General features: G+C 65.1%; 24 protein-coding genes. 7 read left to right on the plus strand and 17 right to left on the minus strand.

Features of this window, described 5'->3' with window-relative positions:
* Positions 1 to 22: 22 nt before the first annotated feature.
* The 5 genes from GGR40_RS02920 to GGR40_RS02940 all read right to left on the minus strand — a co-directional run bounded on the left by GGR40_RS02920 (position 23) and on the right by GGR40_RS02940 (position 3,772).
* Positions 23 to 412, minus strand: a complete 390-nt coding sequence (locus GGR40_RS02920; RefSeq protein WP_429274690.1) for a PEP-CTERM sorting domain-containing protein — start codon at positions 410 to 412, stop codon at positions 23 to 25.
* A gap of 142 nt (positions 413 to 554) precedes the next feature.
* A complete protein-coding gene (gene pth / locus GGR40_RS02925; RefSeq protein WP_429274691.1) occupies positions 555 to 1,130 on the minus strand; it encodes an aminoacyl-tRNA hydrolase in 576 nt (191 codons plus the stop codon).
* Positions 1,131 to 1,230: 100 nt separating this feature from the next.
* Complete coding sequence (locus GGR40_RS02930) at positions 1,231 to 1,845, minus strand: 50S ribosomal protein L25/general stress protein Ctc (RefSeq protein WP_429274692.1); 615 nt, start codon at positions 1,843 to 1,845, stop codon at positions 1,231 to 1,233.
* A gap of 180 nt (positions 1,846 to 2,025) precedes the next feature.
* Entirely contained in the window at positions 2,026 to 2,877 is an 852-nt protein-coding gene (locus tag GGR40_RS02935) for a TraB/GumN family protein (RefSeq protein ID WP_429274693.1), read from the minus strand.
* 7 nt (positions 2,878 to 2,884) lie between these two features.
* Positions 2,885 to 3,772, minus strand: a complete 888-nt coding sequence (locus GGR40_RS02940; RefSeq protein WP_429274694.1) for a TraB/GumN family protein — start codon at positions 3,770 to 3,772, stop codon at positions 2,885 to 2,887.
* Positions 3,773 to 3,932: 160 nt separating this feature from the next.
* Here GGR40_RS02940 and GGR40_RS02945 point away from each other — a divergent pair, with 160 nt between their 5' ends.
* From GGR40_RS02945 to ppdK, 3 genes are read left to right on the plus strand one after another with little or no spacing between them, the layout of a single operon-like run.
* The gene (locus GGR40_RS02945; RefSeq protein ID WP_429274695.1) at positions 3,933 to 4,835 is read left to right on the plus strand and encodes a glycine--tRNA ligase subunit alpha; all 903 of its coding nucleotides are present in this window, start codon (positions 3,933 to 3,935) and stop codon (positions 4,833 to 4,835) included.
* Entirely contained in the window at positions 4,832 to 6,949 is a 2,118-nt protein-coding gene (gene glyS / locus GGR40_RS02950) for a glycine--tRNA ligase subunit beta (protein ID WP_429274696.1), read from the plus strand. The genes GGR40_RS02945 and glyS overlap by 4 nt, the downstream gene beginning before the upstream one ends.
* A gap of 55 nt (positions 6,950 to 7,004) precedes the next feature.
* Entirely contained in the window at positions 7,005 to 9,668 is a 2,664-nt protein-coding gene (ppdK, locus tag GGR40_RS02955; protein WP_429274697.1) for a pyruvate, phosphate dikinase, read from the plus strand.
* A 99-nt stretch (positions 9,669 to 9,767) separates the two neighbouring features.
* On the opposite strand, the gene GGR40_RS02960 is transcribed toward ppdK, so the two are convergent.
* Positions 9,768 to 10,538, minus strand: a complete 771-nt coding sequence (locus GGR40_RS02960; protein ID WP_429274698.1) for a methyltransferase domain-containing protein — start codon at positions 10,536 to 10,538, stop codon at positions 9,768 to 9,770.
* Positions 10,539 to 10,612: 74 nt separating this feature from the next.
* Between GGR40_RS02960 and GGR40_RS02965 the strand changes: the two genes are divergently transcribed.
* A complete protein-coding gene (locus tag GGR40_RS02965; protein WP_429274699.1) occupies positions 10,613 to 11,353 on the plus strand; it encodes a double zinc ribbon domain-containing protein in 741 nt (246 codons plus the stop codon).
* 350 nt (positions 11,354 to 11,703) lie between these two features.
* Positions 11,704 to 12,081 carry a phosphoribosyl-AMP cyclohydrolase gene (gene hisI, locus GGR40_RS02970; RefSeq protein ID WP_429275205.1) on the plus strand — a complete coding sequence of 126 codons (378 nt, stop codon included), beginning with the start codon at positions 11,704 to 11,706 and terminating at the stop codon, positions 12,079 to 12,081.
* A 587-nt stretch (positions 12,082 to 12,668) separates the two neighbouring features.
* Here hisI and GGR40_RS02975 read toward each other — a convergent pair.
* The 6 genes from GGR40_RS02975 to tyrS all read right to left on the minus strand — a co-directional run bounded on the left by GGR40_RS02975 (position 12,669) and on the right by tyrS (position 19,539).
* On the minus strand, positions 12,669 to 13,403 hold the full coding sequence (locus GGR40_RS02975; RefSeq protein WP_429274700.1) for a dienelactone hydrolase family protein: 735 nt from the start codon (positions 13,401 to 13,403) through the stop codon (positions 12,669 to 12,671).
* On the minus strand, positions 13,400 to 14,317 hold the full coding sequence (gene cysK, locus GGR40_RS02980) for a cysteine synthase A (RefSeq protein ID WP_429274701.1): 918 nt from the start codon (positions 14,315 to 14,317) through the stop codon (positions 13,400 to 13,402). The genes GGR40_RS02975 and cysK overlap by 4 nt, the downstream gene beginning before the upstream one ends.
* On the minus strand, positions 14,314 to 15,594 hold the full coding sequence (locus GGR40_RS02985; RefSeq protein ID WP_429274702.1) for an MFS transporter: 1,281 nt from the start codon (positions 15,592 to 15,594) through the stop codon (positions 14,314 to 14,316). The genes cysK and GGR40_RS02985 overlap by 4 nt, the downstream gene beginning before the upstream one ends.
* Before the next feature lie 45 nt (positions 15,595 to 15,639).
* On the minus strand, positions 15,640 to 17,766 hold the full coding sequence (locus GGR40_RS02990) for a TonB-dependent receptor (RefSeq protein WP_429274703.1): 2,127 nt from the start codon (positions 17,764 to 17,766) through the stop codon (positions 15,640 to 15,642).
* 101 nt (positions 17,767 to 17,867) lie between these two features.
* Positions 17,868 to 18,206: a PilZ domain-containing protein gene (locus tag GGR40_RS02995; protein WP_429274704.1), complete on the minus strand. Its 339-nt coding sequence runs from the start codon at positions 18,204 to 18,206 to the stop codon at positions 17,868 to 17,870.
* A gap of 103 nt (positions 18,207 to 18,309) precedes the next feature.
* Complete coding sequence (gene tyrS / locus GGR40_RS03000) at positions 18,310 to 19,539, minus strand: tyrosine--tRNA ligase (protein ID WP_429274705.1); 1,230 nt, start codon at positions 19,537 to 19,539, stop codon at positions 18,310 to 18,312.
* A gap of 147 nt (positions 19,540 to 19,686) precedes the next feature.
* Between tyrS and GGR40_RS03005 the strand changes: the two genes are divergently transcribed.
* Both GGR40_RS03005 and GGR40_RS03010 read left to right on the plus strand, forming a co-directional pair.
* Positions 19,687 to 20,223, plus strand: coding sequence for a DOMON-like domain-containing protein (locus GGR40_RS03005; protein ID WP_429274706.1), 537 nt, complete (start codon positions 19,687 to 19,689; stop codon positions 20,221 to 20,223).
* Positions 20,220 to 21,419: an exo-beta-N-acetylmuramidase NamZ family protein gene (locus GGR40_RS03010; protein ID WP_429274707.1), complete on the plus strand. Its 1,200-nt coding sequence runs from the start codon at positions 20,220 to 20,222 to the stop codon at positions 21,417 to 21,419. The genes GGR40_RS03005 and GGR40_RS03010 overlap by 4 nt, the downstream gene beginning before the upstream one ends.
* A 26-nt stretch (positions 21,420 to 21,445) precedes the next feature.
* Here GGR40_RS03010 and GGR40_RS03015 read toward each other — a convergent pair whose 3' ends face one another.
* The 5 genes from GGR40_RS03015 to GGR40_RS03035 form a co-directional block, all read right to left on the minus strand.
* On the minus strand, positions 21,446 to 21,718 hold the full coding sequence (locus GGR40_RS03015; protein WP_429274708.1) for a hypothetical protein: 273 nt from the start codon (positions 21,716 to 21,718) through the stop codon (positions 21,446 to 21,448).
* A gap of 51 nt (positions 21,719 to 21,769) precedes the next feature.
* On the minus strand, positions 21,770 to 22,951 hold the full coding sequence (locus GGR40_RS03020; RefSeq protein WP_429275206.1) for a vWA domain-containing protein: 1,182 nt from the start codon (positions 22,949 to 22,951) through the stop codon (positions 21,770 to 21,772).
* A gap of 162 nt (positions 22,952 to 23,113) precedes the next feature.
* The gene (locus tag GGR40_RS03025; protein ID WP_429274709.1) at positions 23,114 to 24,013 is read right to left on the minus strand and encodes a DUF817 domain-containing protein; all 900 of its coding nucleotides are present in this window, start codon (positions 24,011 to 24,013) and stop codon (positions 23,114 to 23,116) included.
* Between the two features lie 3 nt (positions 24,014 to 24,016).
* On the minus strand, positions 24,017 to 24,451 hold the full coding sequence (locus GGR40_RS03030) for a GFA family protein (RefSeq protein ID WP_429274710.1): 435 nt from the start codon (positions 24,449 to 24,451) through the stop codon (positions 24,017 to 24,019).
* A complete protein-coding gene (locus GGR40_RS03035; protein ID WP_429274711.1) occupies positions 24,451 to 25,296 on the minus strand; it encodes an AAA family ATPase in 846 nt (281 codons plus the stop codon). The genes GGR40_RS03030 and GGR40_RS03035 overlap by 1 nt, the downstream gene beginning before the upstream one ends.
* Positions 25,297 to 25,357 lie beyond the last annotated feature (61 nt).

Consider the following 25,357-nt stretch of genomic DNA (forward strand, 5'->3'; position numbering starts at 1 on the left):
CCGTGGCCCCCGATTCGAAAGATCAGCCGCGGGTCTTGCGACGACGCGCGTAGGCCAGGCCGATGAGGCCCGCACCCAGCATGCCCAGCATGCCCGGCTCCGGAACGGCGGTGCCGCCCGACGACGAACCGCCCGAAGTTCCACCCGACGTGGTCGTGCCACCGGACGTGGTCGTTCCGCCCGAGGTCGTGGTGCCGCCCGAAGTCGTGGTCGTTCCGCCCGAAGTGGTGGTGGTGCCGCCCGAAGTCGAGGTGGAGGTCGTTCCGCCCGAGGTCGAGGAAGAGCTGGACGACGAAGAGCACTTCTTGCTCCACGGATAGCAGCCCTTGCCCCAGGTGGCGTGGGCAGGTGCGCTCATGGTCATGGCCATGCCCAGAGCGAGCGTGGAGGTCAGGATGATCTTGCGGTTCATTCGGTGTCCCCTTGGTAAGTCAATTCAGCTTACCATCATCTTAGCAATCACCGTGCCAATCGCAGTTTTGCGTAGTTTTCGGGCTATTCCAGTCTAACGATACCTGCATATTGTAAGCTAACCCGACAGATTATGCAGGGTGTCAGTCCTGCTGGCGCAGCGCGACGTCGTTCATGAACCGGGCATCGTCGTTCGCCGCCAGCCGGTCGGCCTCGGCAGAGATCGCGCCCAGCATGTCCGCAAGCGGGTCCATCTCGGCCTTGGCGTAGTTGCCCAGTACGTAGCCATGAACCCGGTCCTTGTGGCCGGGATGGCCAATGCCCAGTCGCACACGGCGGAATTCCGCGCCCATGTGCTGGTCGATGGAGCGCAGCCCGTTGTGCCCGGCATGACCTCCGCCGCGCTTCACCTTGACCTTGAAGGGGGGCAGGTCCAGCTCGTCATGGAAGACGGTGAGGGCGGACAGGTCCAGCTTGTAGAAGCGCATTGCTTCACCCACCGAACGGCCGCTTTCGTTCATGAAAGTGGCAGGCTTGAGCAGCAGTACCTTGTCGGCGCCGATGCGCCCTTCCTGCAGCCAGCCCTGGAACTTCTTCTGGACGGGCCCAAAGCCGTGGATCTCGGCAATGGCATCGGCGGCCATGAAACCGACGTTGTGGCGGTTGAAGGCGTATTGCGGGCCGGGATTGCCCAGGCCGACCCAGAGCTGCGTGGGCATTCGATGATCCTTTCAGGCCGCCCGCGGGAAGGGTCGGTCAAAGAAAAGGCCCTCCGTGCGGGTGCAGGGAGGGCCAATTCGTTCCACGATGGAAAAAGGCTTACTCGCCTTCGCCTTCCGTGGTGGTGTCGCCTTCCTCGCTGCGCAGGGCAGAGGGAGCGGCGATCGAGGCGACGGTGTCGTCTTCACCGTGAACCACGACTTCGGCGCCCTTGGGCAGCTTGATGTGGTTCAGGTGGATCGATTCGCCGACGTCGAAGCCGGTCACGTCCACGACGATTTCGTGCGGGATGTTGTCGGCATCGACGACCAGTTCAAGGTCGTGGTGCACGATGTTCAGCACGCCGCCGCGCTTCAGGCCCGGCGAAAGCTCTTCGTTCTGGAACACGACGGGGACCTTGACGGTCACGGTCGCGCCCTTGGCAACGCGCAGGAAATCGGCGTGGAGCGGACGCTCGGACACCGGGTGGAAGGCAACGTCCTTGGGCTGGGTACGGAACTTCTTGCCGCCAACTTCGACTTCGACGATCGAGTTGAAGAAGTGGCCGGTTCCGAGCTGGCGAGCCAGCTCCTTTTCCTGGACGTGGATCGCGAGGGGCTCTTCGTTGCCACCGTAGATGACGGCGGGCACGCGACCATCACGACGCAGTGCACGGGAGGCTCCCTTGCCAGCCCGATCACGCGTCTCGGCCGGCAGGTTAAGCGTATCGCTCATGGGACTTGCCTTTCAAAACTGGATAAACATGCGATGCAGCCCCGCTCATCGGTGCGCACCGTCCCGCCACGCCTCCAGGGATGACCATGACGGGAAGGCGCGGCCCTTACTGGCAGACGGGCGCAAATGCAAGGGGGAGGGTGCCGGGTGCGGCGGGGCGGCGGCGGGTTTCCTCGCCCGTCACTCCACCCGCTTTACTGCAAAGCCCTGCGCCGCCAGCATTGCGAGCAGGCCTTCCGGCCCGGCCATGTGCGCCGCGCCCACGGCGACAAAGGGTGCGCGCCCGGATTTCAGTGCCTGGGCGATCTTCGCGGTCCAACTGCGATTGCGCCCGGTGAACAGCACCGCCCGCAGTTCCGGGTCGGCCAGCAGCCCCGCGCGCGTTTCGCGCTCTATCGTTGCCATGTCGCCCTTGCGCCAGCTGATGGAGAGGTCGCGGTCGGGGACGGAGGCCTCTGCCACCACTGCGCTCAGCAGGTCGCGCTGTTCCTTTTCGGGCAGGGCATCGAACAGGCCAAGCTGCATCGCGGCACCTTCCAGCTCCACCACCGGGCGCCCGCCCGCCGCCGCGATCACCGCGCGATCGACGCCGTTGCGGGCATCGCCCTCTTTTGCGCCGGAACGCGCCAGGGTCAGTGCCGCAGCCCAGGTGTCCATGCCTGCAAAGTCGCCGTCGGCATGGCCGCTCTTTGCCAGTAGTGCGGCAAGGGCAGGGCGGTCCTTTGTAGGCACCCGCTGCGACAGGGGCGGCTGCCCTTCGGTGCGGGCGAGCCGGGCGAACGTGGCAGCAACTTCGGCCTCGTCCGCCAGATTGCCGACTTCGACCAGGATCGCCTCGGCACGCGCAAGGGCGACCTCCACTTGCGGGGTGCGCCACGCCAGCGGCCGGTCCGACGAATGGATCGTGCCGAACAGCCACCCTTCGTGCCCCTGCGCATCAGTGACATGCCACAGCGCAGGGTTCGCCTCCTGCGGGCCGGAGGAGCATGCGAAAAGGCCAAGGAGGCACAGCAATGCAGCGATGCGACGCATGGGCGGCTTACTGCACCCGCGTCGATGCGATGCCTTGTGCGGCCAACTGGTCCTGTACGCTGCCCGGACCCGCCAGATGCCCGGCCCCGACTGCAACGAACACGATCCCCGGCTTGTCCAGCCGCGCCTTGAGCCACTTCGCCCAGTTCGCGTTGCGATCGGTAATCAGCACCTTGCGCACGGTGGGGTCGCTCTCGTCCTCGTTCATGAGTTCGGCCAGATGGTCGGCATCGCCCGTCTTCCAGGCCGAAACCATGGCGTCGACGTCGGCCTTCACGGTGGGCAGCGCACCCAGCACTTCGGCGAGATAGGCCTGCTGGGTATTTTCGGGCAGACTGTCGAACAGGCCGATCTGGTAGTCCGCTGTCTCGAACGCCTCGTTGGGGATGTGCCGCGCCTTTGCCCGCGCCGCCACCTGCTGGTCGATGCCGCTTTCGGTGCTGTATCCCGCCGCCTTGAGCGGGATCAGCGTCAGCATCAGCGCCGCGAACCAGGCGTCGTTGCGGTCGAAGGCGGCGGGCGGCAGGCCGATACCCGCCAGTGCCGCGTCATACGAGTCCCGTTCCCTGTCAGCCAGGGTGTCGCGCAGGGCCTTGCCATCTTCACGCAAGCTCTTTTGCAGAATGATGCCCTGCGACTGCTCTGCCTGATCCATGCGGATCTCTGTCACCAGCTCCTGCGCGGAATCGAGCGCCTTGCCCACCGGACCCGCATCCCACGCCACCGGTTCGGGCAGGACGTGGATGGTGCCGAACAGCCAGATCGTGGTGTCCTCGTCCGCGACCTTCCACAAGGCCGGACGGACCGCCTCGGGAGCCTCCGCATGGACCGGGTTGGCGGTAAGGATGAAGAGCGCGCATGCTGCAGCGCCGAGCCGGGATCGGATACGGGACATTATCCCATGTCTTAGCGGCGGATTGCCCCCGCGGCCAGACGTAGCGAGATTGCTGCACCGCAAAGCTTTGTGTTGTTGATTTGACGGTTCCGATCCTCCAAAGGCCCCAAACAGGGCAAAGACAACAGATCACGCCACCAGATCAAACGACGGAAACACGATGACCGCCGCGAAACAGCCGCTCAGCTTCCAGGACATGATCCTGACGCTCCACAACTTCTGGAGCGCGCAGGGCTGCCTCATCCTGCAGCCTTACGACATGCGCATGGGCGCAGGCACCTTCCACCCCGCCACCACACTGCGCGCGCTTGGACCAGAGCCGTGGAAGGCCGCCTACGTTCAGCCTTCGCGCCGTCCCACCGACGGCCGCTATGGCGAGAACCCGAACCGGCTGCAGCACTACTACCAGTATCAGGTGATCCTGAAGCCGAACCCGGAAAACCTCCAGGAACTGTACCTCCAGTCGCTGGCCGAGATCGGCGTGGACCCGCTGGCGCACGACATCCGCTTTGTCGAGGACGACTGGGAAAGCCCGACGCTGGGCGCTTGGGGTCTGGGCTGGGAAGTCTGGTGCGATGGCATGGAAGTGACGCAGTTCACTTACTTCCAGCAGATGGGCGGCTTCGACTGCAAGCCCGTGGCGGGCGAGCTGACATACGGTCTGGAACGTCTGGCGATGTATATCCAGGACGTGGATTCGGTCTACGACCTTAGGTTCAACAACGAAGGCGTGAGCTACGGCGACGTCTTCCTTGCGAACGAGCAGCAGCAGTCGAAATACAATTTCGAGATCGCTGATACCGACGCGCTGTTTGCCGGGTTCAAGGCCGCAGAGGCCGAATGCCTGCGCTGCATCGACGCGAAGATCCCGCTGGCAGCTTACGATCAGGCGATCGAGGCATCGCATCTGTTCAACCTGCTGCAGGCGCGCGGCGTCATCTCGGTGCAGGAACGCGCCAGCTACATGGCCCGCGTCCGCGACCTTGCCAAGGGTTCGTGCCAGGCGTGGATCGACGTGAACAAGGACAAGTGGGAATCCAGGTTCCCGGGGTGGACTGTATGACCGACTTCCTTCTCGAACTGCGCAGCGAAGAAATCCCGGCCCGCATGCAGGCGGGCGCGCGCGCCGATCTGGAAAAGCTGTTCCGCAAGGAAATGGACGCTGCCGGTGTGGCCCTCGGCAAGATTACCGTGTGGTCCACGCCGCGCCGCCTTGCGCTGATCGCCAACGGCCTGCCGGAAACGACCGAAGCCGTCAGCGAGGAAACCAAGGGCCCGGCGACTTCCGCCCCTGAACAGGCGCTCGAAGGGTTCCTGCGCAAAACCGGGCTGACGAAGGACCAGCTGGAGATCCGTGACCTCAAGGGCAAGGACACGTACTTTGCCGTGGTCGAAAAGCCCGGCCGCGCCGTGAAGGACGTGCTGGCCGAGGCGATCCCCGCGATTGTGCGCGCTTTCCCCTGGCCCAAGTCGCAGCGCTGGGGCGCGGCGTCTTCCAGCACGGAATCGCTGCGCTGGGTGCGCCCGCTTTCCGGCATCGTCGCCATTCTGGGCGAGGAACTGGTGGAGTGCGAAGTGGGCGGCATCCGCTCGGGCTACGCCACGAAGGGCCACCGCTTCCACGCGCCGGGCGAAATCACCATTGGCGGCGCGGATGATTATGCCGCCAAGCTTTCTGCCTGCCACGTCATCGTCGACCATGTCGAGCGTCAGGACCTGATCCGCGACGAAGCCCGCAACGCCGCTGCCGCCGCCGGCCTGACGCTGGTAGAGGATGAGGGGCTGGTGATCGAGAACGCCGGCCTCACCGAATGGCCCGTGCCGCTGCTGGGCCGCTTCGACGAGGCGTTCCTGGACGTTCCGCCCGAAACGATCCAGCTGACCGCCCGCGTCAACCAGAAGTATTTCGTGTGCGAGGACGCGGACGGCAAGCTGGCCGACGCCTTCATTTGCACCGCCAATATCGACGCCACCGATGGCGGCGAGGGCATCGTCGCGGGCAACCGCAAGGTGCTGGCCGCCCGCCTGTCCGACGCGCGCTTCTTCTGGGAACAGGACAAGAAGACCCCGCTGGCCGAACAGGCGAAGAAGCTGGAGCGCATCACCTTCCACGAAAAGCTGGGCACCGTAGCCGACAAGGTGGAGCGCGTGGCGAAGCTGGCGGAATGGCTGGCGAGCGAAGGCATCGTCCCCAACTGCGACCCGGCGCTGGCGCGTCAGGCGGCGGAGCTGTGCAAGGCCGATCTCGTCACCGAGATGGTCGGCGAGTTCCCCGAACTGCAGGGCCTCATGGGCGGCTACTACGCCCGCGCCGAGGGCCTGCCCGACGCCGTGGCCGACGCCATCCGCGACCACTACAAGCCGGTCGGGCAGGGCGACGAAGTGCCGACCGCGCGGGTGACGGTGGCCGTGTCGCTGGCGGACAAGCTGGATACGTTGCGCAGCTTCTTCGCCATTGATGAGAAGCCGACGGGATCGAAGGATCCATTTGCGCTTCGCCGTGCCGCTCTTGGTGTGCTGCGGCTGATCGCAAGTAACAACCTGCGCTTTGGTGTTGCCGAAGGTGAACTCCTCGATTTTTTCGCGGATCGCCTCAAGGTCCAGCAGAAGGAAGCGGGTGTTCGCCACGATCTGATCGACGCGGTATTTGCGCTGGGCGGCGAGGACGATCTGGTTCGCCTGCTGGCCCGCGTCCATGCGTTGCAGGCTTTCGTCGCCACCGAGAACGGTGCCAATCTCCTTGCGGGCTACAAACGTGCGGCCAACATCCTGCGCAAGGAAGACTGGCAGGGCATCGAGGGCCAGATCCCGCAGACCGGCGAGGAAGACCCGCTGGCCGTGGTCGAGGACCCGGACCTGGCCGAAGCCATCGCCGCAAAGATGGCGGACCGCCACGCCGATGCCGAAGGTCTGGGCTACACGCCTGAACCGGCAGAGAAAAATCTTATCGACGCGCTGGTAAAGGCGGAACCGGAAGCATCTGCTGCAGTTGCTAACGAAGATTTCGCAAGTGCAATGCGCGCGCTCGCTACGTTGCGCGCGCCGATCGACGGGTTCTTTGAACAGGTGACAGTGAACGATACTGATTTCAGAAAAAGAACGTCCCGTCTTGCACTGCTTGATCGCTTCCGTGCTGCGGTGCACAACGTAGCGGATTTCTCGCGGATCGAGGGGTAGGAGGGTTTCCCCACGATCTGCATTCTTGCGCAAAAATCCCGGAGATATGGGAAGAATGACTAAGCAGGTCTACACGTTCGGCGGCGGCGTAAAGCACGACGATCCGCGCGCGAAGGACAAGGTGATCACCGGCGGCAAGGGGGCGAATCTGGCTGAAATGGCCGGGATCGGACTGCCGGTGCCGCCGGGCTTCACCATCACCACCGAAGAGTGCGTGAAGTATCTCGCGGAGGGCGCGAACTTCTCGGACGAACTGCGTGCCGAAGTTGCCGAAGCGCTTGCACACATCGAAAAGTCGGTCGGCAAGGCGTTCGGCGATGCCGCCGATCCGCTGCTGGTCTCTGTCCGCTCGGGCGCACGCGTCTCGATGCCGGGCATGATGGACACCGTGCTGAACCTCGGCCTGAACGACGTGACCGTGGAGGGTCTTGCGTCGACTTCGGGTGACGACCGGTTCGCATGGGACAGCTATCGCCGGTTCATCCAGATGTACTCGGACGTGGTGCTCGGTGTCGAACACCACCTGTTCGAGGAAGCGCTGGAGATCGCCAAGGAAGACAACGGCTACGACAACGACGTCGAACTGACCGCTGCGGACTGGCGCAAGCTGGTGGCCGAATACAAGGCGATCGTCGACAAGGCGCTGGGCAAGCCGTTCCCGCAGGATCCGCAGGAACAGCTGTGGGGCGCCATCCAGGCCGTGTTCGACAGCTGGGACGCCGACCGCGCCAAGGTCTACCGCCGTCTCAACGACATTCCCGGTGACTGGGGCACCGCCGTCAACGTGCAGGCGATGGTCTTCGGCAACATGGGCGACACGTCGGCCACCGGCGTTGCCTTCACCCGCGATCCCGCCACCGGCGAGCGCGCCTATTACGGCGAATGGCTGGTCAACGCGCAGGGCGAGGACGTCGTCGCCGGCATCCGCACCCCGCAGTATTTGACCAAGGCTGCGCGCGAGCGGGCCGGGGCCAAGCCGCTGTCGATGGAAGAGGCGATGCCGCAGGCTTACGCCGAACTCGCCGCCGTGTTCGACCTGCTCGAAAAGCACTACCGCGACATGCAGGACATCGAATTCACGGTGCAGCAGAACAAGCTGTGGATGCTGCAGACCCGTTCGGGCAAGCGCACCGCCAAGGCCGCGCTCAAGATGGCGGTCGACATGGTCGAGGAAGGCCTCATCGACGAATCCACGGCGATCAAGCGCGTCGATCCGATGGCGCTCGACCAGCTGCTGCACCCCACGCTCGACCCCAAGGCCAAGCGTGATATACTGGGCAAGGGCCTGCCGGCATCGCCTGGCGCGGCTTCAGGCGCGATCGTGCTCGATGCCGACACCGCCGAAAAGCGCGCTGAACGCGGCGAAGCGGTCGTCCTCGTCCGCGTGGAAACCAGCCCTGAAGACATTCACGGCATGCACGCGGCCAAGGGCATCCTGACCGCGCGTGGCGGCATGACCAGCCACGCGGCGGTCGTGGCACGCGGCATGGGCCGCCCCTGTGTCTCGGGCGCGTCGGCACTGTCGATCGACATGAAGACCCGCACGCTGCGCATCGGCACCCGCGAACTGAAGGAGGGCGATCTCATCACCCTCGACGGGGCCAATGGCGACATCATGGCGGGCGAAGTGCCCACCATCGAGCCGGAACTGGCCGGCGATTTCGGCACGCTCATGGAATGGGCTGACAAGCACCGGCGCATGAAGGTGCGCACCAACGCCGAGACCCCTGCCGACTGCCGCATGGCGCGCCAGTTCGGTGCCGAGGGCATCGGTCTTTGCCGTACCGAGCACATGTTCTTCGACGCCAGCCGCATTTCCGCCGTGCGCCAGATGATCCTGGCCGAGGACGAGAAGGGCCGCCGTGAGGCACTGGCCAAGCTGCTGCCGGAACAGCGCGCGGACTTCCAGGCGATCTTCGAGGTGATGGCGGGCCTGCCCGTCACCATCCGCCTGCTCGACCCGCCGCTGCACGAATTCCTGCCGCACAGCGACGCGGAATTCGCGGAACTGTCGGACGCGATCGGCATCGGCGTGGACACGCTCAAGCGGCGTGCGGACGAACTGCATGAATTCAACCCGATGCTGGGCCATCGCGGTTGCCGCCTGGGCATCACCTTCCCCGAAATCTACGAGATGCAGGCCCGCGCCATCTTCGAGGCCGCGTGCGATGTCGCGCTCGCTTCGGGGGAGGCAATCGTTCCCGAAGTCATGATCCCGCTCGTCGCCACCAAGCGCGAACTGGCGATCCTGAAGAAGGTCGTCGATCAGGCCGCGGCCAAGGTCTTCGCGGAGAAGAGCAAGACGCTGGACTATCTCGTGGGCACCATGATCGAGTTGCCCCGCGCGGCGCTGATGGCAGGGCAAATTGCCGAGGAGGCCAAGTTCTTCTCGTTCGGCACCAACGACCTGACGCAGACGACGCTGGGCGTCTCGCGCGACGATGCCGCGCGCTTCCTCAGCCCTTATGTCGAGAAGGGCATCTACCCGCGCGACCCGTTCGTCAGCCTCGACGTCGAGGGCGTGGGCCAGCTGGTCCAGCTTGGCGCCGAGCGTGGGCGTGCCACGTATGCCGACCTGAAGCTGGGTATCTGCGGCGAGCATGGCGGCGATCCGGCATCGATCGCGTTCTGCGAGAAGGTCGGGCTGGACTATGTCTCGGCCTCGCCTTTCCGCGTACCGATCGCGCGCCTGGCAGCGGCACAGGCCGCTCTGGCGTAATGCGGGCGTCCCGGGGGCGACCCCGGGACGCTGGCCATCGACAGCCATTCGATCGGCGAGGCTTCATCGAAGCCTCGCCGATTTTTTATGATCAGGCCCTTAGCGCTTCCAGCCCGACAGCGTCATGATCTCGAAGCGCTCCACCGTGCGGCCGGCTTCACCGGCGGCGGCGAAGGCTTCGCGCGCGCGCTCCAGCGCCGCCTTGCCAAGGGGTGGGCCGGGGTCCGCCAGCACGTTGGCAAGCCCCTGCGCCCGCAGGTCCGCCGCCAGACGCTCAAGGCTGCGGAACGCCACATCGACATGGCGGTGATCGGCCACGGGGTCGGCATAGAGCGTGCGCTGCAACAATTGCGCTCCGGCGCGCACGTCCACGGAGGGGTGAAGGCGAGGGGCCGCGCGCTCGCCGTCGGCGGCCAGCATCACCTCACGCAGGACCGGCAGGCTGCCCGACGCAAGAAAGCTGGCGATCAGCATGCCGCCCGGCGCCAGGGCCTTGCGGGCATGGACGAAGGCGCCGGGCAGGTCATTGACGGTGTCCAGCGTGCCGAGACTGGCGATGAGATCGAAGTTCTCGAACGGCCCCTGAGCATCCAGCGGGCTGTCCTCCACAAAACCGGTCGCCGGGTCCGCTTCCGTAACCGCAACCCCCTGCGCGCGCAGCTGCGGAGCAAGGGTGCCGGAATAGTCGCCCACCACCAGTGCCGTCTTGGGCTCGAACCGCAGGAAGGACAGGCGTTCCAGCACGTCCTCCACCATGTCGTCGATCAGATATCGCGGGGCGTCCGGGTGCTGCTGCAGCCGGAGCATGCGGCGGCGCAGCGCCAGTCGGCGCGTGGGCGAGAAGATGCGGGGGGGAGCCTTGGTTGCCATCCGGCTTCCCTGCCGCGTCGATGTAATCCTTGCAATGGTCTGTTGCCCGCCGCTGCCGCTGATAGTGTGAGGCGATGGGATTGGGACAGGTTCTGGCGCCGGTGATCGACCTGCTGTTTCCGCCGCGGTGCCCGCTGTGCGGCGCGGGGATCGGCTCTGCGGCGGGGCTTTGCACCTCTTGCTGGAGCACGCTGGTCATTCCCGGCGACCCAAGCTGCAGCACGTGCAGCCGTCCTTTCGGTGACATGATGCCCGATGGCGGCACATGCGCGCCGTGCCTTGCCGATCCGCCGCGCCACGCAGGGATCGCGGCGGCAACGCTCTACAACGATCCCTCGCGCAAGCTGGTGCTGGCCTTCAAGCACGGCAACCGCATCGCGCTGGCGCCGATGATGGCGGGGCTGATGGTGCCCAAACTTCATTTCGTGGACGCCGACTGGATTCTGGTGCCGGTGCCGCTCCACCGCTGGCGGTTGTGGAAGCGGGGGTACAACCAGTCCGCGGAACTGGCGCGGCAGATCGGACGGCGTACCGGCGCCCGGCTGGCGGTGGACATGCTTGAACGGCGCAAGGCGACGCCGTCGCTGGGCGGGCTTGGCAAGGCCGCGCGCAAGCGGGCGCTGAGCGGAGCCATTGCCATCCGTGCGAACCGAAAGTCCGCGCTGGCAGGCAGGAAGGTCGTTCTGGTTGACGATGTGCTGACCAGCGGTGCGACCACCGACGCCTGTGTGTCGGCACTGAGGCGAGCGGGCGCGGAGAAGGTGGTGATCGCCTGCTTTGCCCGAGTGCTGGACGAGGCCCTGGACATCACCTGAGCATCGAAACGAAAACGCCCGGAACCTTGCGATTCCGGGCGTCCTCGTGACGAAACTTTTTGAACCCTGCTTGCGCAGTTAGGCGGTGCCCCTGATACCGCCTGGTCCGATCCCTCATCGTTGCATTCCCTGAACCGTGGCCCGCTTTCCGTTTCAGACTGGTGTTCCTTGCCGAACACTTGCCTGCGAGCGACCTGTGGGTCAGAAGCAGCCCCCCAGCTGCAAGTGCAGATTTCATCGAATCGTCTTTTTTTGAAAGAGACTTCTATGGTGGCCGCTGATTTTGGGTCACCTCTGTGGCTGCTGAGCAACAATTATGCCGCTGTTAGCGGAAACAGGGATTGCAAATGATGACGGATGTGACGGCAGCCGAGCGAGAACTGGGCAACGCATTCCTTCCAAGGTTCGATGCGCAGGGCCTGCTGATCGCCATCGCGGTCGATTCGCGCACGCGTGAGATTCTGATGGTTGCCTACATGGACGAGGAAGCGCTGGCGAAGACGCGCGAAACCGGGCTGGCGCACTTCCATTCGCGGTCGCGCGGCAGGCTGTGGCTGAAGGGGGAAACCTCGGGCCATTTCCTGCGCATCGACGAGATTCGCGTGGACTGCGACCAGGATGCGCTGGAACTGCGCGTCACCCCTGAAGGTCCGGCCTGCCACACCGGCGCGCGCAGCTGCTTCTACCGCACGCTGGACGGTGACGCGCTAGTGCGAAACGAGGATTGACTTTAAGAACCATTTAGGTTATATGCCGCAGCATCCGCCGAACCGAAGGCCTTCGGTTTCAGCGGTGTATCGGGTCGGTGTCGTGGGCGGTGTACGAGCGTCCTCCCGGAAACGGTTCACCGGCCATGCGATCTGCTTTCCTGGCTTGCCTTCGGAAGTCTCGCCTGCCCACCCAATCTGCCGCGCCTGAGCCTGTACCTTGCGAGGTCCAGTACGGCACGGCAGGCAGGATCGTCGCCGTCCGCGAGCCCGCGCCGACGATCCGGACCGCTCTTCCGCCAAGGGTCGAGACGGGGTGTTGGTGGCCACTACCCGTCCGGTCGCATCATGCAGTGCCATGCTCCCTCGCACACCCGCAGGGACGCCCCGACGCCGACCTGATGTTACCCTTCGGTCGAGATCTACCCCGGCGTAAAGTCCGCATTCGCCAGCGGATGTTTCCGCGTGTCCGTCGTCCCGGACTTGCTCCGGGACCGCTGACCGTGAACAGCCCACATCGCAGCAAGCCGCCCTGCCGATAGTGCTCGCCCAAAGACCGCCAGCGGTCCCGGATCAAGTCCGAGGCCGCTGGTGCTGTACGGAGCGGTTCAGCCCAGGATTTCGTCGAAGAACGACAGCATCGATGCCCACGAGTGGCGGTCCGCGCTCTGGTTGTAGTCGAGGAACGCCATGCCCTTGGCGGCGCTATGCGGGTCGGTGAAGCCGTGCTTCACATTCCCGTAGCTGTGGAAGTGCCAATGGGCGCCGGCGGCATCCATTTCTTCCCAGAACGCGACGACATGCTCGCGCGGGACCAGGGGGTCGGCGTCGCCGTGGCAGACCAGGATCCGCGCCTTGATGGTGCCGGGCGCGGCCGGGGCCTCGGTGGGCAGGGTGCCGTGGAAGCTGACGACGCCGGCAAGATCCTCTCCGGCGCGGGCAGCTTCGAGGACGGCCTGGCCGCCCATGCAGTGGCCGATGGCGAAGACCCTGAGGCCATCCGCCAGACCTCTTGAAACCCCGCGCAGGGCGTCGATCCCGGCGATGATCCTCGCGCGGTAGTACGCGTTGTCGGCGCGCAGCTTTTCGGCCATCGGGAACGAGGCTTCGAAGCTGGCGACCGGCTCGCCGTAGAAGTCGGTGATCATCACCAGGTACCCTTCTGCGGCAAGGCGACGGGCACGCTCTTCCATCAGCGGGATGACGTTGGCGATGGTGGGAAACAGCGCCACGGCGGCGCGCGGCGTGCCTTCAGGGCGGGCAAGCCAGCCGGTGAGGGCGACACCGGCGTGCTCGTAGGCAACCGGTGCAAGAGTGGGCACGGTGGTCACGATCGAAGTCACTCCGGCAGGAAATCGGGCACCGAGAGGTAACGCTCTCCGGTGTCGTAGTTGAACCCCAGCACGCGGCTGCCGGCGGGCAGATCCTTGAGCTTCTGGGCGATGGCGGCCAGCGTCGCGCCGGAACTGATGCCCACCAGCATGCCTTCTTCGGTGGCGCTGCGGCGTGCCCATTCCTTGGCGTCGGCAGGGTCTACCTGAATGGCGCCATCGATCGACTGGGTATGCAGGTTGCCCGGGATGAAGCCTGCACCGATCCCCTGGATCGGGTGCGGCCCGGGCTGTCCGCCCGAGATCACCGGCGAAAGCGTGGGTTCGACGGCATAGGCGCGAAGGTCCGGCCACTGCGCCTTCAGCGTTTCCGCACAGCCGGTCAGGTGGCCGCCAGTGCCGACGCCGGTGACGAGCACGTCGATCGGCGTCTCGGCGAAATCACGGATGATCTCCTGCGCGGTGGTCCGCACATGGACATCCACGTTGGCCGGGTTGTCGAACTGCTGCGGCATCCACGAGCCGGGGGTGGCGTCGATCAGTTCCTTGGCGCGTTCGATTGCGCCCTTCATGCCCTTTTCGCGCGGCGTGAGGTCAAACTTCGCGCCGTAAGCCAGCATCAGCCGGCGGCGTTCGACCGACATCGATTCGGGCATGACGAGGATCAGGGTATAGCCCTTGACCGCCGCCGCCATGGCCAGGCCGATGCCGGTGTTGCCCGAAGTCGGCTCGATGATGGTGCCGCCCGGCTTGAGGCTGCCGTCAGCCTCTGCCGCCTCGATCATGGCCAGGCCGATGCGGTCCTTGATCGAGCCGCCGGGGTTGGAACGCTCTGCCTTTACCCAGACTTCGTGGTCCGGGAAAAGACGCGAGAGGCGGATGTGCGGGGTGTCGCCGATGGTGGCGAGGATGCTGTCGGCCTTCATGGTTTCTGCTCCCAACGGGGTTCAAAGGTGCGGGCCCGGCGCAACTCGGGGAAGAGCCAGGCCCAGGCAAGGGTGATGACTATGGCAGCGCTGCCGCCGAAGACAACCGCTCCGGTCGCGCCCAGCAGCGCGGCGGCGAAGCCGGACTGGAACTCGCCCAGTTCGTTGGAGGCGGAGACGGCCAGGCCAGAAATGGCGGAGACGCGGCCGCGCACATCGTCCGGCGTGCGCAACTGCACCAGCGAGCTGCGGATGAATACGGAGATCATGTCCGCCGCGCCAAGGCAGGCAAGGAACGCGAGCGAGAGGAAGAAGTGGCGCGATAGGCCGAAGCCGATGGTCGCGGCACCGTAAGCGACGACGGCGACGAGCATCTTGACCCCGACGTTGGAAGCCAGCGGCCGGAACGAGAGCCACAGCGCGACAACCGCCGCGCCCGCCGCCGTCGCCGCGCGCATCTGCCCTAGCCCTTCGGGGCCGACGTGCAGCAGATCGCGCGCGAAGACGGGCATCAGCGCGGTTGCGCCGCCTAGCAGGACCGCGAACAGGTCCAGCGTGATGCAGCCCAGCAGGAAACGCTCGCTCCATACAAAGCGGAAACCTTCCACGATCTGGCGGATCGGATGGGCCTTCGCCGGATCGCGGGCGATCTGCGGCAGATGGCGGATCGACTGGATCGACAGCGAAGCGCCCAGCGTGAACAGGGCGGAACACCAGTAGGGCATGGCGTGATGGGCCGCGAACATGAAGCCATAGGCAGCCGGCCCGATGATGGTGCCGGCCTGCATCGCGATCGAATTGAAGCCGATCGCGCGCGGGATCAGCTGCGGCGGCACGATGTTGGGGGCGATGGCCGACATGGCCGGACTGATGAAGACGCGCACCATGCCGTGCATCACCGCGAACATGTAGAGCACCGGCAGGCTGCGGACTTCCAGCGTGGTTGTCACGCCCAGGCCCAGTGCCACGCACATGTCCAGCAGCGCCGCCGTGCCGGCCACCTTGCGCCGGTCTATCCGGTCAGCAACGACGCCTGCGATCGGGGTCAGCAGGAAGACCGGTAGGAACTGTGCGAACCCCAGCAGGCCCAGCTGGAACGACGCCTGCGTGATCGGCATGCCATAGTCGGTGCGGGCAACGTCATAGAGCTGATAACCGATGATGACGACGGTGCCCGTGGTCGCCAGAACGGCGAAGAAGCGGGCGAGCCAGAACTTGCGATAGTCCGCAATCTGGAGCGGAGAAGTTGGTACGGGGAGACTCACGCGATGCTGCATGGCAGCGTGGCCTCCCCTTGCCAAGATGGTCCGGCTTTGATTCTATCAATACGTGAAGCGGGCCGTAAGGCGCATGTCGCGCTCGGCGATCGGCACGAAGTCCTTGGTCTGCGAAGCGGCGAGACGGCCCGAGGCGTCGAGCAGGTTGTTGGCGGACAGGATGAGGGTGAGCGGCCCCTTTTCGCCGGTCGGATGCCAGGTAGCGCTTAGGTTGACCAGCGTGAAGGCGTCAGTCGGGTTTTCGTTCTCGGTCACGCGGTCCTGCCTGGCGTTCCATTCGACTTCGCCGCGAAGGTCGAAGACGGGCGAATCGTACTCAAGGCCGCCGCGCACTCGCAGCGGGGGGATGCGCGGCACGGGACCGAGGTTCACCAGCTTCGCGTGGGTGTAATCCACGCCGCCGTCCACCTTGAATGCGCCGCCTGTTTCGGTGCGCGCGACGGTGAAGGCGCCTTCAGCCTCGATGCCGCGGAAGCGGGCGTTGGCCTGAAGGTACTGGTAGATGGGCAGGCCTTCATCGGCGTCGATCTGGCCGGTAGGAACCGCCGCGATGAAATTGTGGAAGTTGGTGCCATAGGCCGTGATGGACCCGGCAAAGTCGCCACCATTGTAGCGGATCCCGGCCTCTATGCCGTCGCTCTTTTCAAGGCGGAAATCGGGGTTGCCGATTTCGAACGATTGCGTCGCATCGTGCGCGCCGTTGACAAACAGCTCCTCGGCGGAAGGTGCGCGTTCGCCATGGAGATAGTTGACCGAGAGGGTCAGGGTGTCCGTCGGGTGCCAGGCGGTGCCGACGACGGCGGAATACTGGTCGAACTGGCGGTCCTGACGGGTCAGCAGGGCGCCGCCATTCGGGGTGGCCCGGATCTGCGTGTTCTCGTAACGCAGAGCGGCTTCCAGGTCGAAGCGGCCGACTTCGAGCTGCTGCAGCGTGAACGCCGCGAAACGGGTCGTGTTGGTATCGGGAAGCAGCAGTTCGTCACCGGTGATGTCCATCGACGAAGCGGAATACTGCACCCCGCTCGAACCGCTCCAGATGCCGTGGCGGGCCTGATCGGCCTGCAGGCGGACCGAGATCGACTTGCTGTCGAAGCGCGAGCCGATCTCACCGTCCTCGATCTCGGCGTGATGATAATCGCCATAAGCGCCACGCACTTCCAGGCGCTTGAGGAACCCGTCGAGGTTAAGACCGGCGCGCAGGTCGTACCGGGTCTGGCGCAGGCTGATTGTCGTGGAACCAAGGTCGGTGGAGGGGCGCGGCGGGATGCCGTAGTCGTTGGCGTCGCGCTGCACCGACACCCCGATGTCTCCGCCGGCATCGATGAAGGCCACGCCGCCGCCGTAAGTCCAGCCTTCGGTTCCGCTGTTGGCGATCTTGCCTTTGCGACTGGCCTGTGCGGTCAGGCTGGCTGCGCCCTCTGCATCGCCGTCAGCGGTCAGATCGTCAGCCGCGGCAAGCGTCTGCGCGCGCAGTTCGGGAGAGAGGACGTGCCCGCCGACATGCAGATCGTCGGAGTGGAAATAGGAACCATTGAGGTGCGCGACCCACTTGTCGGCCAGCTTGACGTTGACGGCGACACCGCCGTTCACGTCTTTGGCAGCAGTGCCGTAGGAACCCAGAGCGTCGATGGTGAAGGCCTTGTCAGGCACAACGCGGGGAATGCGCTTGTCCAGCGCGTTGACCGCGCCGCCTGCCGGATCGCTGGCATAAAGCAGCACGCGCGGCCCGTGGAGAACCTCGACGCGATCGACGTTGAGCGTGTCGAGCGAAACTGCGTGGTCGGCGGACACGGCCGAAGCGTCCAGCGAACCGATGCCGTCCAGGAGGACCTGGACACGAGGACCATCGAAGCCGCGCAGGATGGGACGCGACACGCCCGGCGCAAAGCCGCTGCTGGTCACACCCGGCAGGCTCTTGAGCATGTCGCCGATCTGGGGCCGGATGTTGCGGGCGAGGGCATCGCCCGTAAGTACCACGGGTGCCGAAATCGGATCGGCGTTGCCCGAGATGACACGACCGGTGACGATGATTTCCGGTCCGCTTTCCTGCGCGTGGCCAGACGTGCCTTCCGGCGAAGCGGAAGCGGTCTGTGCCAGCGCGGGATCTGCCGCAATGATTGCAACGAGGCCGGCACAGGCCAGCAGGGCGATTCGGGGGGGGCGAGGTGTCATGGCGACGCCTCTAATTGTCATGATATACTATATCAACAAAGTTTTGCGCGACTGCGACAATTTATATCAGAACATTGCCAGGGGAGTCAGGAGCCGCTTCGTCAGCGCTTTGGCCGCAAGCGTGGGTTGGGCTGCAGGGTGTCGACCAGCTTTAGGAAGTCGTCGATGCGGATGATCCGCTCGAACTGGAAGCCGGCGCGGCCTTCGTGGATCCAGATGAGGTGCGCTTCTATCCGGCCGACAACGGGCAGGCGCATGACAAGGCGCTCGCCGCGCTCCAGCGCAAGGTCGCCGTCCACCATGAAGCCCTGGGCCGAGACATTGACGATATGCAGGTTGAGGTCGCCAAGCTGGCGATGCTCGGCAATGACCGTGTAATCGACGGGGTGGCGCGCTGCGCGACGCTTGTCGGTGACAGTGAGCTGCGCCCCTGCACTCATGGAATTTCGCCTCTGTTCTTTGACCGTGCGGCGACACTACGCACAAATGGCAAACAAGGCGTTAAGGCCGCCGGCCCGAAAGGTGAGGGCCGGCGGCGGAGCATCAGATGCCCTTGAGGATGCCGTGCTTCTTCTTGCCCACGCTGAGCTTGCGGGTTTCGCCCGGAGCCAGCGTGATCAGCAGGGCGGGGTCGTCCATCGCCACATCGTCGAGACGCACGGCGTTCTCGGCGATCTTGCGCTTGGCTTCTCCATTGGACGCCACGAAGCCGAGCGCGGTGCAGGCAGCGCCAAGGCGGATACCTTCGGCGTCGACTTCGACGGTCGGCAGGTCGCCGCCGATGCCGCCGCCCGCGAACGTCGCCTGCGCGGTGGCTTCGGCGGATTTCGAGGCTTCCTCACCACGGCACAACCGGGTTGCCTCGTTCGCGAGGACGATCTTGGCGGCGTTGATCTCGTTGCCTTCAAGGGCTTCGAGCCGGGCGATCTCGTCCAGCGGCAGGTCGGTGAACAGGCGCAGGCGCTTGCCCACGTCGCGATCGTCGGTGTTGCGCCAGAACTGCCAGTAATCGAAGTGCGGCAACTGGTCTTCGTTCAGCCAGACCGCGCCGCCCACCGTCTTGCCCATCTTGGTGCCATCAGCGTTGGTGAGCAGCGGCGTAGTCAGCCCGAACACCTGCGTGCCGTCGACGCGGCGCGCCAGTTCCACGCCGTTGACGATGTTGCCCCACTGGTCGGAGCCGCCCATCTGCAGACGGCAACCGGCCTTGCGCGACAGTTCCAGGAAGTCGTACGCCTGAAGGATCATGTAGTTGAATTCGAGGAAGCTGAGCGACTGTTCGCGATCCAGCCGCAGCTTGACGGAATCGAAGCTGAGCATGCGGTTGATCGAGAAGTGCTGGCCGATGTCGCGCAGGAACGGGATGTATTCCAGCTTGTCGAGCCAGTCCGCATTATCGACCATGATCGCGTCGCTTGGACCGTCGCCGAACGTCAGGAAGCGCTCGAACACACGACGGATCGAGGCCACGTTCTGGGCAATCGTGTCCTCGGTTAGCAGCTTGCGCGCTTCGTCCTTGAAGCTGGGGTCGCCGATCTTGCCGGTGCCGCCGCCCATCAGGACGATGGGCTTGTGGCCCGCGCGCTGCAGCTGGCGCAGCATCATGATCGAAACGAGATGCCCCACGTGCAGCGAAGGCGCCGTGGGGTCGAAGCCGATATACCCCGGCACCACCTGCTTCGTCGCGTAGGCATCAAGCCCTTCCGCATCGGTGAGCTGGTGGATGTAGCCTCGCTCTTCGAGGAGGCGCAGCAGGGTCGAATTGTAGGTCATCGGTTCCGCTTCGTGTTGACAGGAGCGGCGCGCCTAGCACGGGGAAGGGGGGAAATAAATGGATGGTCTGCGCGATAGGTCACCCGAACGGCGCGGCTTGTCAAAAGCGGATTGCCAACCGGTTGCGCCTGCGCATAGCGAAAGCGCATGACCGAGCTTGCGTTTCACCCTGCACACCCTCCATTGGCCATCCGCAGCGTGGAGGCGCGCATCATCGGGCATGACGAGCAGTGGCTGCGCGCGCGTTGGAAGATCACGGGCGCGGCAAAGCTGATGGTCCCCCCCTTCGCTGGCAAGGGCCGGGCCGACGGGCTGTGGCAGACCACCTGCTTCGAACTGTTCCTTCAGCCGGGCGATGGGCCGGGCTACACCGAAATCAACCTGTCCCCGTCCGAACGCTGGAATGTCTACGACTTCAGCGCCCGGCGCGATGGCATGACGGAACGGCCGATGCCGCGCGAACCGGAATGCACCATGCGCCGTGGCACGGACATGGCGATCTTCGATGCCGCCATTCCCGCCGCCGGCCTTCCGGGTGCCCCCTGGCGCTGCGGCTTCACCGCCGTGATCGAGGAGGAGGGCGGCCATAAAAGCTACTGGTCGCTTGTCCACGGTTGCGATGTGCCCGACTTCCACGATCCGGCTTGCTTCGCGGCGAGCGTTGCGGCACCGAGCACGCCATGAAGTTCGGCATCGACCGCCTGCTGGCGGACCCCACCCTGCGCGCTCCGCTGGACGGAAAACGCGTTTCGCTCGTCGCCCATCCCGCCTCCGTCACGGAGGGACTGGTCCATTCGCTCGACGCGCTGATCGCCGCGGGCATCAACCTGACCAGCGCCTTCGGTCCGCAGCATGGGCTGAAGGGCGACAAGCAGGACAACATGGTCGAGACGCTGGACGAGGTCGATCCGGTATACGGCATCCCCGTCTTCAGCCTCTACGGCGAAGTCCGCCGCCCTACCGCTGCGATGATGGACAGCGCCGACGTGTTCCTGTTCGACCTGCAGGACCTGGGCTGCCGCATCTATACCTTCGTCACCACGCTGCTCTACCTGCTTGAGGAAGCGGCGGCGCGGGGCAAGAGCGTCTGGGTGCTTGACCGCCCCAATCCTGCCGGTCGCCCGGTCGAAGGCACCACCCTGCTGCCGGGGCAGGAGAGCTTCGTCGGGGCAGGGCCGATGCCGATGCGCCATGGCCTTACGCTGGGTGAGATGGGTCACTGGTTTATCCGCCATTTCAGCCTCGACGTCGATTACCGCGTGATCGCGATGGACGGCTGGCAACCCGACGCCGCACCCGGTCATGGCTGGCCGCAGGACCGGATCTGGATCAACCCCAGCCCCAATGCCGCCAACCTCAATATGGCCCGCGCCTATGCAGGCACCGTGATGATCGAGGGCGCGACCGTCTCCGAAGGGCGGGGCACCACCCGTCCCCTCGAAGTGCTGTTCGGCGCGCCCGACATCGACGCCAAGGCTGTCCTTGCCGAAATGCGCAGCTTTGCACCGGACTGGCTGGCCGGCTGCGCGATCCGCGAATGCTGGTTCGAGCCCACGTTCCACAAGCATGCCGGCGCCTTGTGCAACGGCCTGATGATCCACGCCGAAGGGCCGTTCTACGATCATCATGCCTTCCGGCCATGGCGGCTGCAGGCGCTGGCGTTCAAGGCCATCCGCCGCCTGTACCCCGACTATCCGCTGTGGCGCGATTTTCCCTATGAGTACGAGTTCGATCGATTGGCGATCGACGTCATCAATGGCGGGCCTGCCTTGCGCGAATGGGTGGACGATGCCACATCCACGCCCGCCGATCTGGACCGGATCGTCAGCCGTGACGAAGCGGCGTGGCACGCGGAAGTGGCCGACCTGCTGCTGTATTGAGCAGAGCCCACCGCTGCGCAGGTCCATCAGCGTGCCGGAGACACCCGGCCCTTGCGCCCATCGAAGACCGGCGGTTCGATCAGCCGTCCGGTCCCTGCCTCGGTCAGCACGGGACAGCCGCCGATGCGCTTCTCGACGGCGCTTAGCAGCATCGGCGCGTCCTTGCCGGTCTCGAACTTCGCGGTGTCGGAGCGCGCGGCGACCCGTTCCAGGTTGTAAGCGCAATGGCGGGGTTTCGCCTCTTCAGCGGCGGCCTGAGCAGCGACGCCGGCGGCAAGCATGAGCAGGAAAGTCGTCATCGGTCTTCTCCTATGCTGGTGCAAGTCTAACACGTCCGGCCCGAAAGCCCATCAACCCTTGCGCCGCGTCAATTCGCGCATCGCATCGTCCAGTCCGTCCAGCGTCAGCGGATACATGGCCCCGCCCATGATCTCGCGGATTAGCCGGGTGGACCCGGAATACCCCCATTGCCGTTCGGGCGAGGGATTGAGCCACACCGTCGCCGGATATGTCTGGACCACGCGCTGTAGCCAGACGGCACCCGCTTCCTCGTTCATGTGCTCCACCGAACCGCCCGGATGACTGATCTCGTAAGGGCTCATCGCCGCGTCGCCGACGAAGATCACCTTGTAGTCGTGCCCGTACTTGTGCAGCACATCCCAGGTCGGCGTGCGCTGCGACCAGCGACGGCGGTTGTCCTTCCATACGCCTTCGTAAAGACAGTTGTGGAAGTAGAAGAACTCCATGTTCTTGAACTCGGCGGTAGCGGCGCTGAACAGGTCTTCGACCAGCCGCACGAACGGGTCCATCGACCCGCCGACGTCGAGGAACAGCAGCACCTTCACCGCATTGTGCCGCTCCGGCCGCATGACGACATCGAGCCAGCCTTGCCGGGCCGTGCCGGCAATCGTCGCATCGAGGTCCAGTTCCTCCGCCGCGCCTTCACGGGCGAAGCGGCGCAGGCGGCGCAGCGCTACCTTGATGTTGCGCGTACCCAGTTCGCGGCTGCTGTCGAGGTTGGCGAATTCACGCTTTTCCCAGACCTTGATCGCGCGGCCCTGACGGCCTTCCCCGCCGATCCGCACGCCTTCGGGGTTATAGCCGGAATGTCCGAACGGCGATGTGCCGCCGGTGCCGATCCACTTGTTGCCGCCCTGATGCCGGCCCTGCTGCTCCTCAAGCCGCTGCTTCAGCGTCTCCATGATGCGGTCCCAGTCGCCCAGCGATTTCACCGCCTCCATCTCTTCCGGTGTGAAGTAGCGCTCGGCAAGGGCCTTCAGCCAGTCTTCGGGAATGGCGGTGGGCTGCTGGCCGTAATCGCTGAAGACGCCTTCGAAGACCTTGCGGAACACCTGATCGAAGCGGTCGAGCAGCCCTTCATCTTTCACGAAAGTGGCGCGGCTCAGGTAGTAGAACGCTTCGGGCGTCTGCTCGATCACGTCGCGGTCCAGCGCCTCCAGCAGCACCAGATGTTCCTTGAGCGACGCGGGAATACCCGCTGCGCGCAGTTCGTCGATGAAGTTCAGGAACATGGCGGCTGGCCCACGCCTGCGGTAGTTGAAGCAGACACGCACCGAACCGATGCCAAAAACGCCGCCGAACCTGCGGGAATCAGGTCATTTCGTGCGGATGACGTGTGACCTTTGGGATCATACGGCGAAGAGGTGGCAAGGCTGGTCATGGCGGCCATCCTATCAATCAGGCCCAGTGTAGGAACATTCAGGGGCAGCGGCCGCAATGCGCTTTCGTGGCCGGTGCACGGCTGCCACCAATACGAACGATATATACATCAGCAGGTACCACGCCCCGAGTTTGCCGAAGTGCACCATCGCCCACCCACTGCGCTGGCTGGGATAGATCCAGGCGCGCGAAAATGTCGCAAGGTTCTCCGCGAACCAGATGAACAGTGCGACCAGGAACCAGCCCAGCAGCAGCGGCATCCACCGATCCTCGCGCCAGACGCGGAACCAGATGCGGGTGCGCAGGAAGAACGCGCCCAGCAGTGCGAACAGGACAAGGCGCACATCGGGCAGCCAGTGATGGGCGAAGAAGTTGACGTAGATCGCCACTGCCAGCGCAATGGACACCCCTTCCCGCGGGTAGCTGCTGAACCGGAAGTCGAAGATGCGCCAGACCCGCGCGATGTAGCTGCCCACCGCAGCATACATGAAGCCCGAAAACAGCGGCACTCCACCGATGCGAAGCATGGCGGCCTCCGGGTATTCCCACGACCCATGCGCCGTTTTGAACAGCTCCATCACGGTGCCGACGACGTGGAAGGCCAGGATGACCCTGGCTTCCTCCAGCGTCTCAAGCCGCAACGCCAGCATCGCGAGTTGTATGGCCAGCGCCGCCAGCGTCAGGAAATCGTAGCGGGCCAGCGGCGCGCCGGGCGGATAGAACAGGTGCGTCGCCAGCAGCAGTCCCAGCAGCAGCCCGCCGAAAAGGCAGGCCCAGCCCTGCTTGAAGCCGAACAGCAGGAACTCGTACAGCCATGCCCGCCAGCCGGGGCGCGGCGCGAATGCCTCCAGCCGCGTGCGGATCGCGCCGAAGCGGGTATGCGCGCTCGATCCTGACGAAGGCGTCGACGCCATCGCTCAGTCCTGAGAGGACGGCGCCGGGGCAGGGGGCTGTTGCGGCCAGCGTTCCAGCGCGGGATCGATCATGGCCCATGTCGGTGCATCGTCGGTCCAGATCGCCATCTGGGGGCGCAGGCCATGGTTGCCGTCCAGCATGCCGAAGCGGATCGTGCGGAACTGCGGGCGGGCGCTGGACCGGCCAAGGACAGGGCTGCCGCAAGCCAGGCAGAACTCCTGCGTCAGGGTGTTGCCGCTGGCCGCGATGTAGACGTATTCGCCACGCTCTCCGGCGATGACCACAGCATCGGTCGGGAAGATCGCGTTGTGTGTGGGGCCGCCGGCTGCCGCCTTCTGGCACTGGTGGCACCAGCACTGGCGCGTCGTCACCGGCTCTGCGGCGATCTCGACGGTAACCGCGCCGCAGTTGCAGCGGCCGGTGTAAGGGGCAGTCATCAGCGATTTCCCCGTGCCATGAAGGCCAGCCTTTCGAACATCATCACGTCCTGCTCGTTCTTCAGCAGCGCCCCATGCAGCGGCGGAATCGCCTTGCTGGGGTCGCGGTTTTGCAGGACGTCCAGCGGCATGTCCTCGTTCATCAGCAGCTTCAGCCAGTCCAGCAGCTCGCTGGTCGACGGTTTCTTCTTCAGGCCAGGCACTTCGCGCAGTTCGTAGAAGATTTCCATTGCCTTGCGCACCAGCGTCTTCTGGATGCCGGGGAAATGGACGTCGATGATCGCCTCCATCGTCTCGCGGTCGGGGAAGCGGATGTAGTGGAAGAAGCAGCGGCGCAGGAAGGCGTCGGGCAGATCCTTCTCGTTGTTCGACGTAATGACCACCACCGGACGCTCGGCGGCGGCGATATGCTCGCCGGTTTCGTAGACGTCGAAGGCCATGCGATCGAGTTCGGCCAGGAGGTCGTTCGGGAATTCGATGTCCGCCTTGTCGATCTCGTCGATCAGCAGGACCGGCAGGCGGGGCGAGGTGAACGCCTCCCACAGCTTGCCCTTGCGGATATAGTTGCCGATGTCATGGACCCGCGCATCGCCCAGCTGACCATCGCGCAGGCGGGCCACCGCGTCGTATTCGTACAAGCCCTGATGCGCCTTGGTTGTCGACTTGACGTTCCAGGTGATGAGCGGCGCATCGAGCGCAGCGGCGATCTGTTCGGCCAGCACGGTCTTGCCGGTGCCCGGCTCCCCTTTCACCAGCAGGGGCCGACGTAGCAGAACCGCGGCGTTGACCGCCACCTTCAGGTCTTCGGTGGCGACGTAGTTGCGGGTGCCTTCGAAACGCTGCATCGGTTCATCCTGCTCGCTTTAACTACGCGGTTAAGCCCGATATGGTGCGAAGCGGCAAGGC

This window comes from Novosphingobium gossypii (assembly GCF_050433305.1).
Classification (GTDB): domain Bacteria; phylum Pseudomonadota; class Alphaproteobacteria; order Sphingomonadales; family Sphingomonadaceae; genus Novosphingobium; species Novosphingobium gossypii.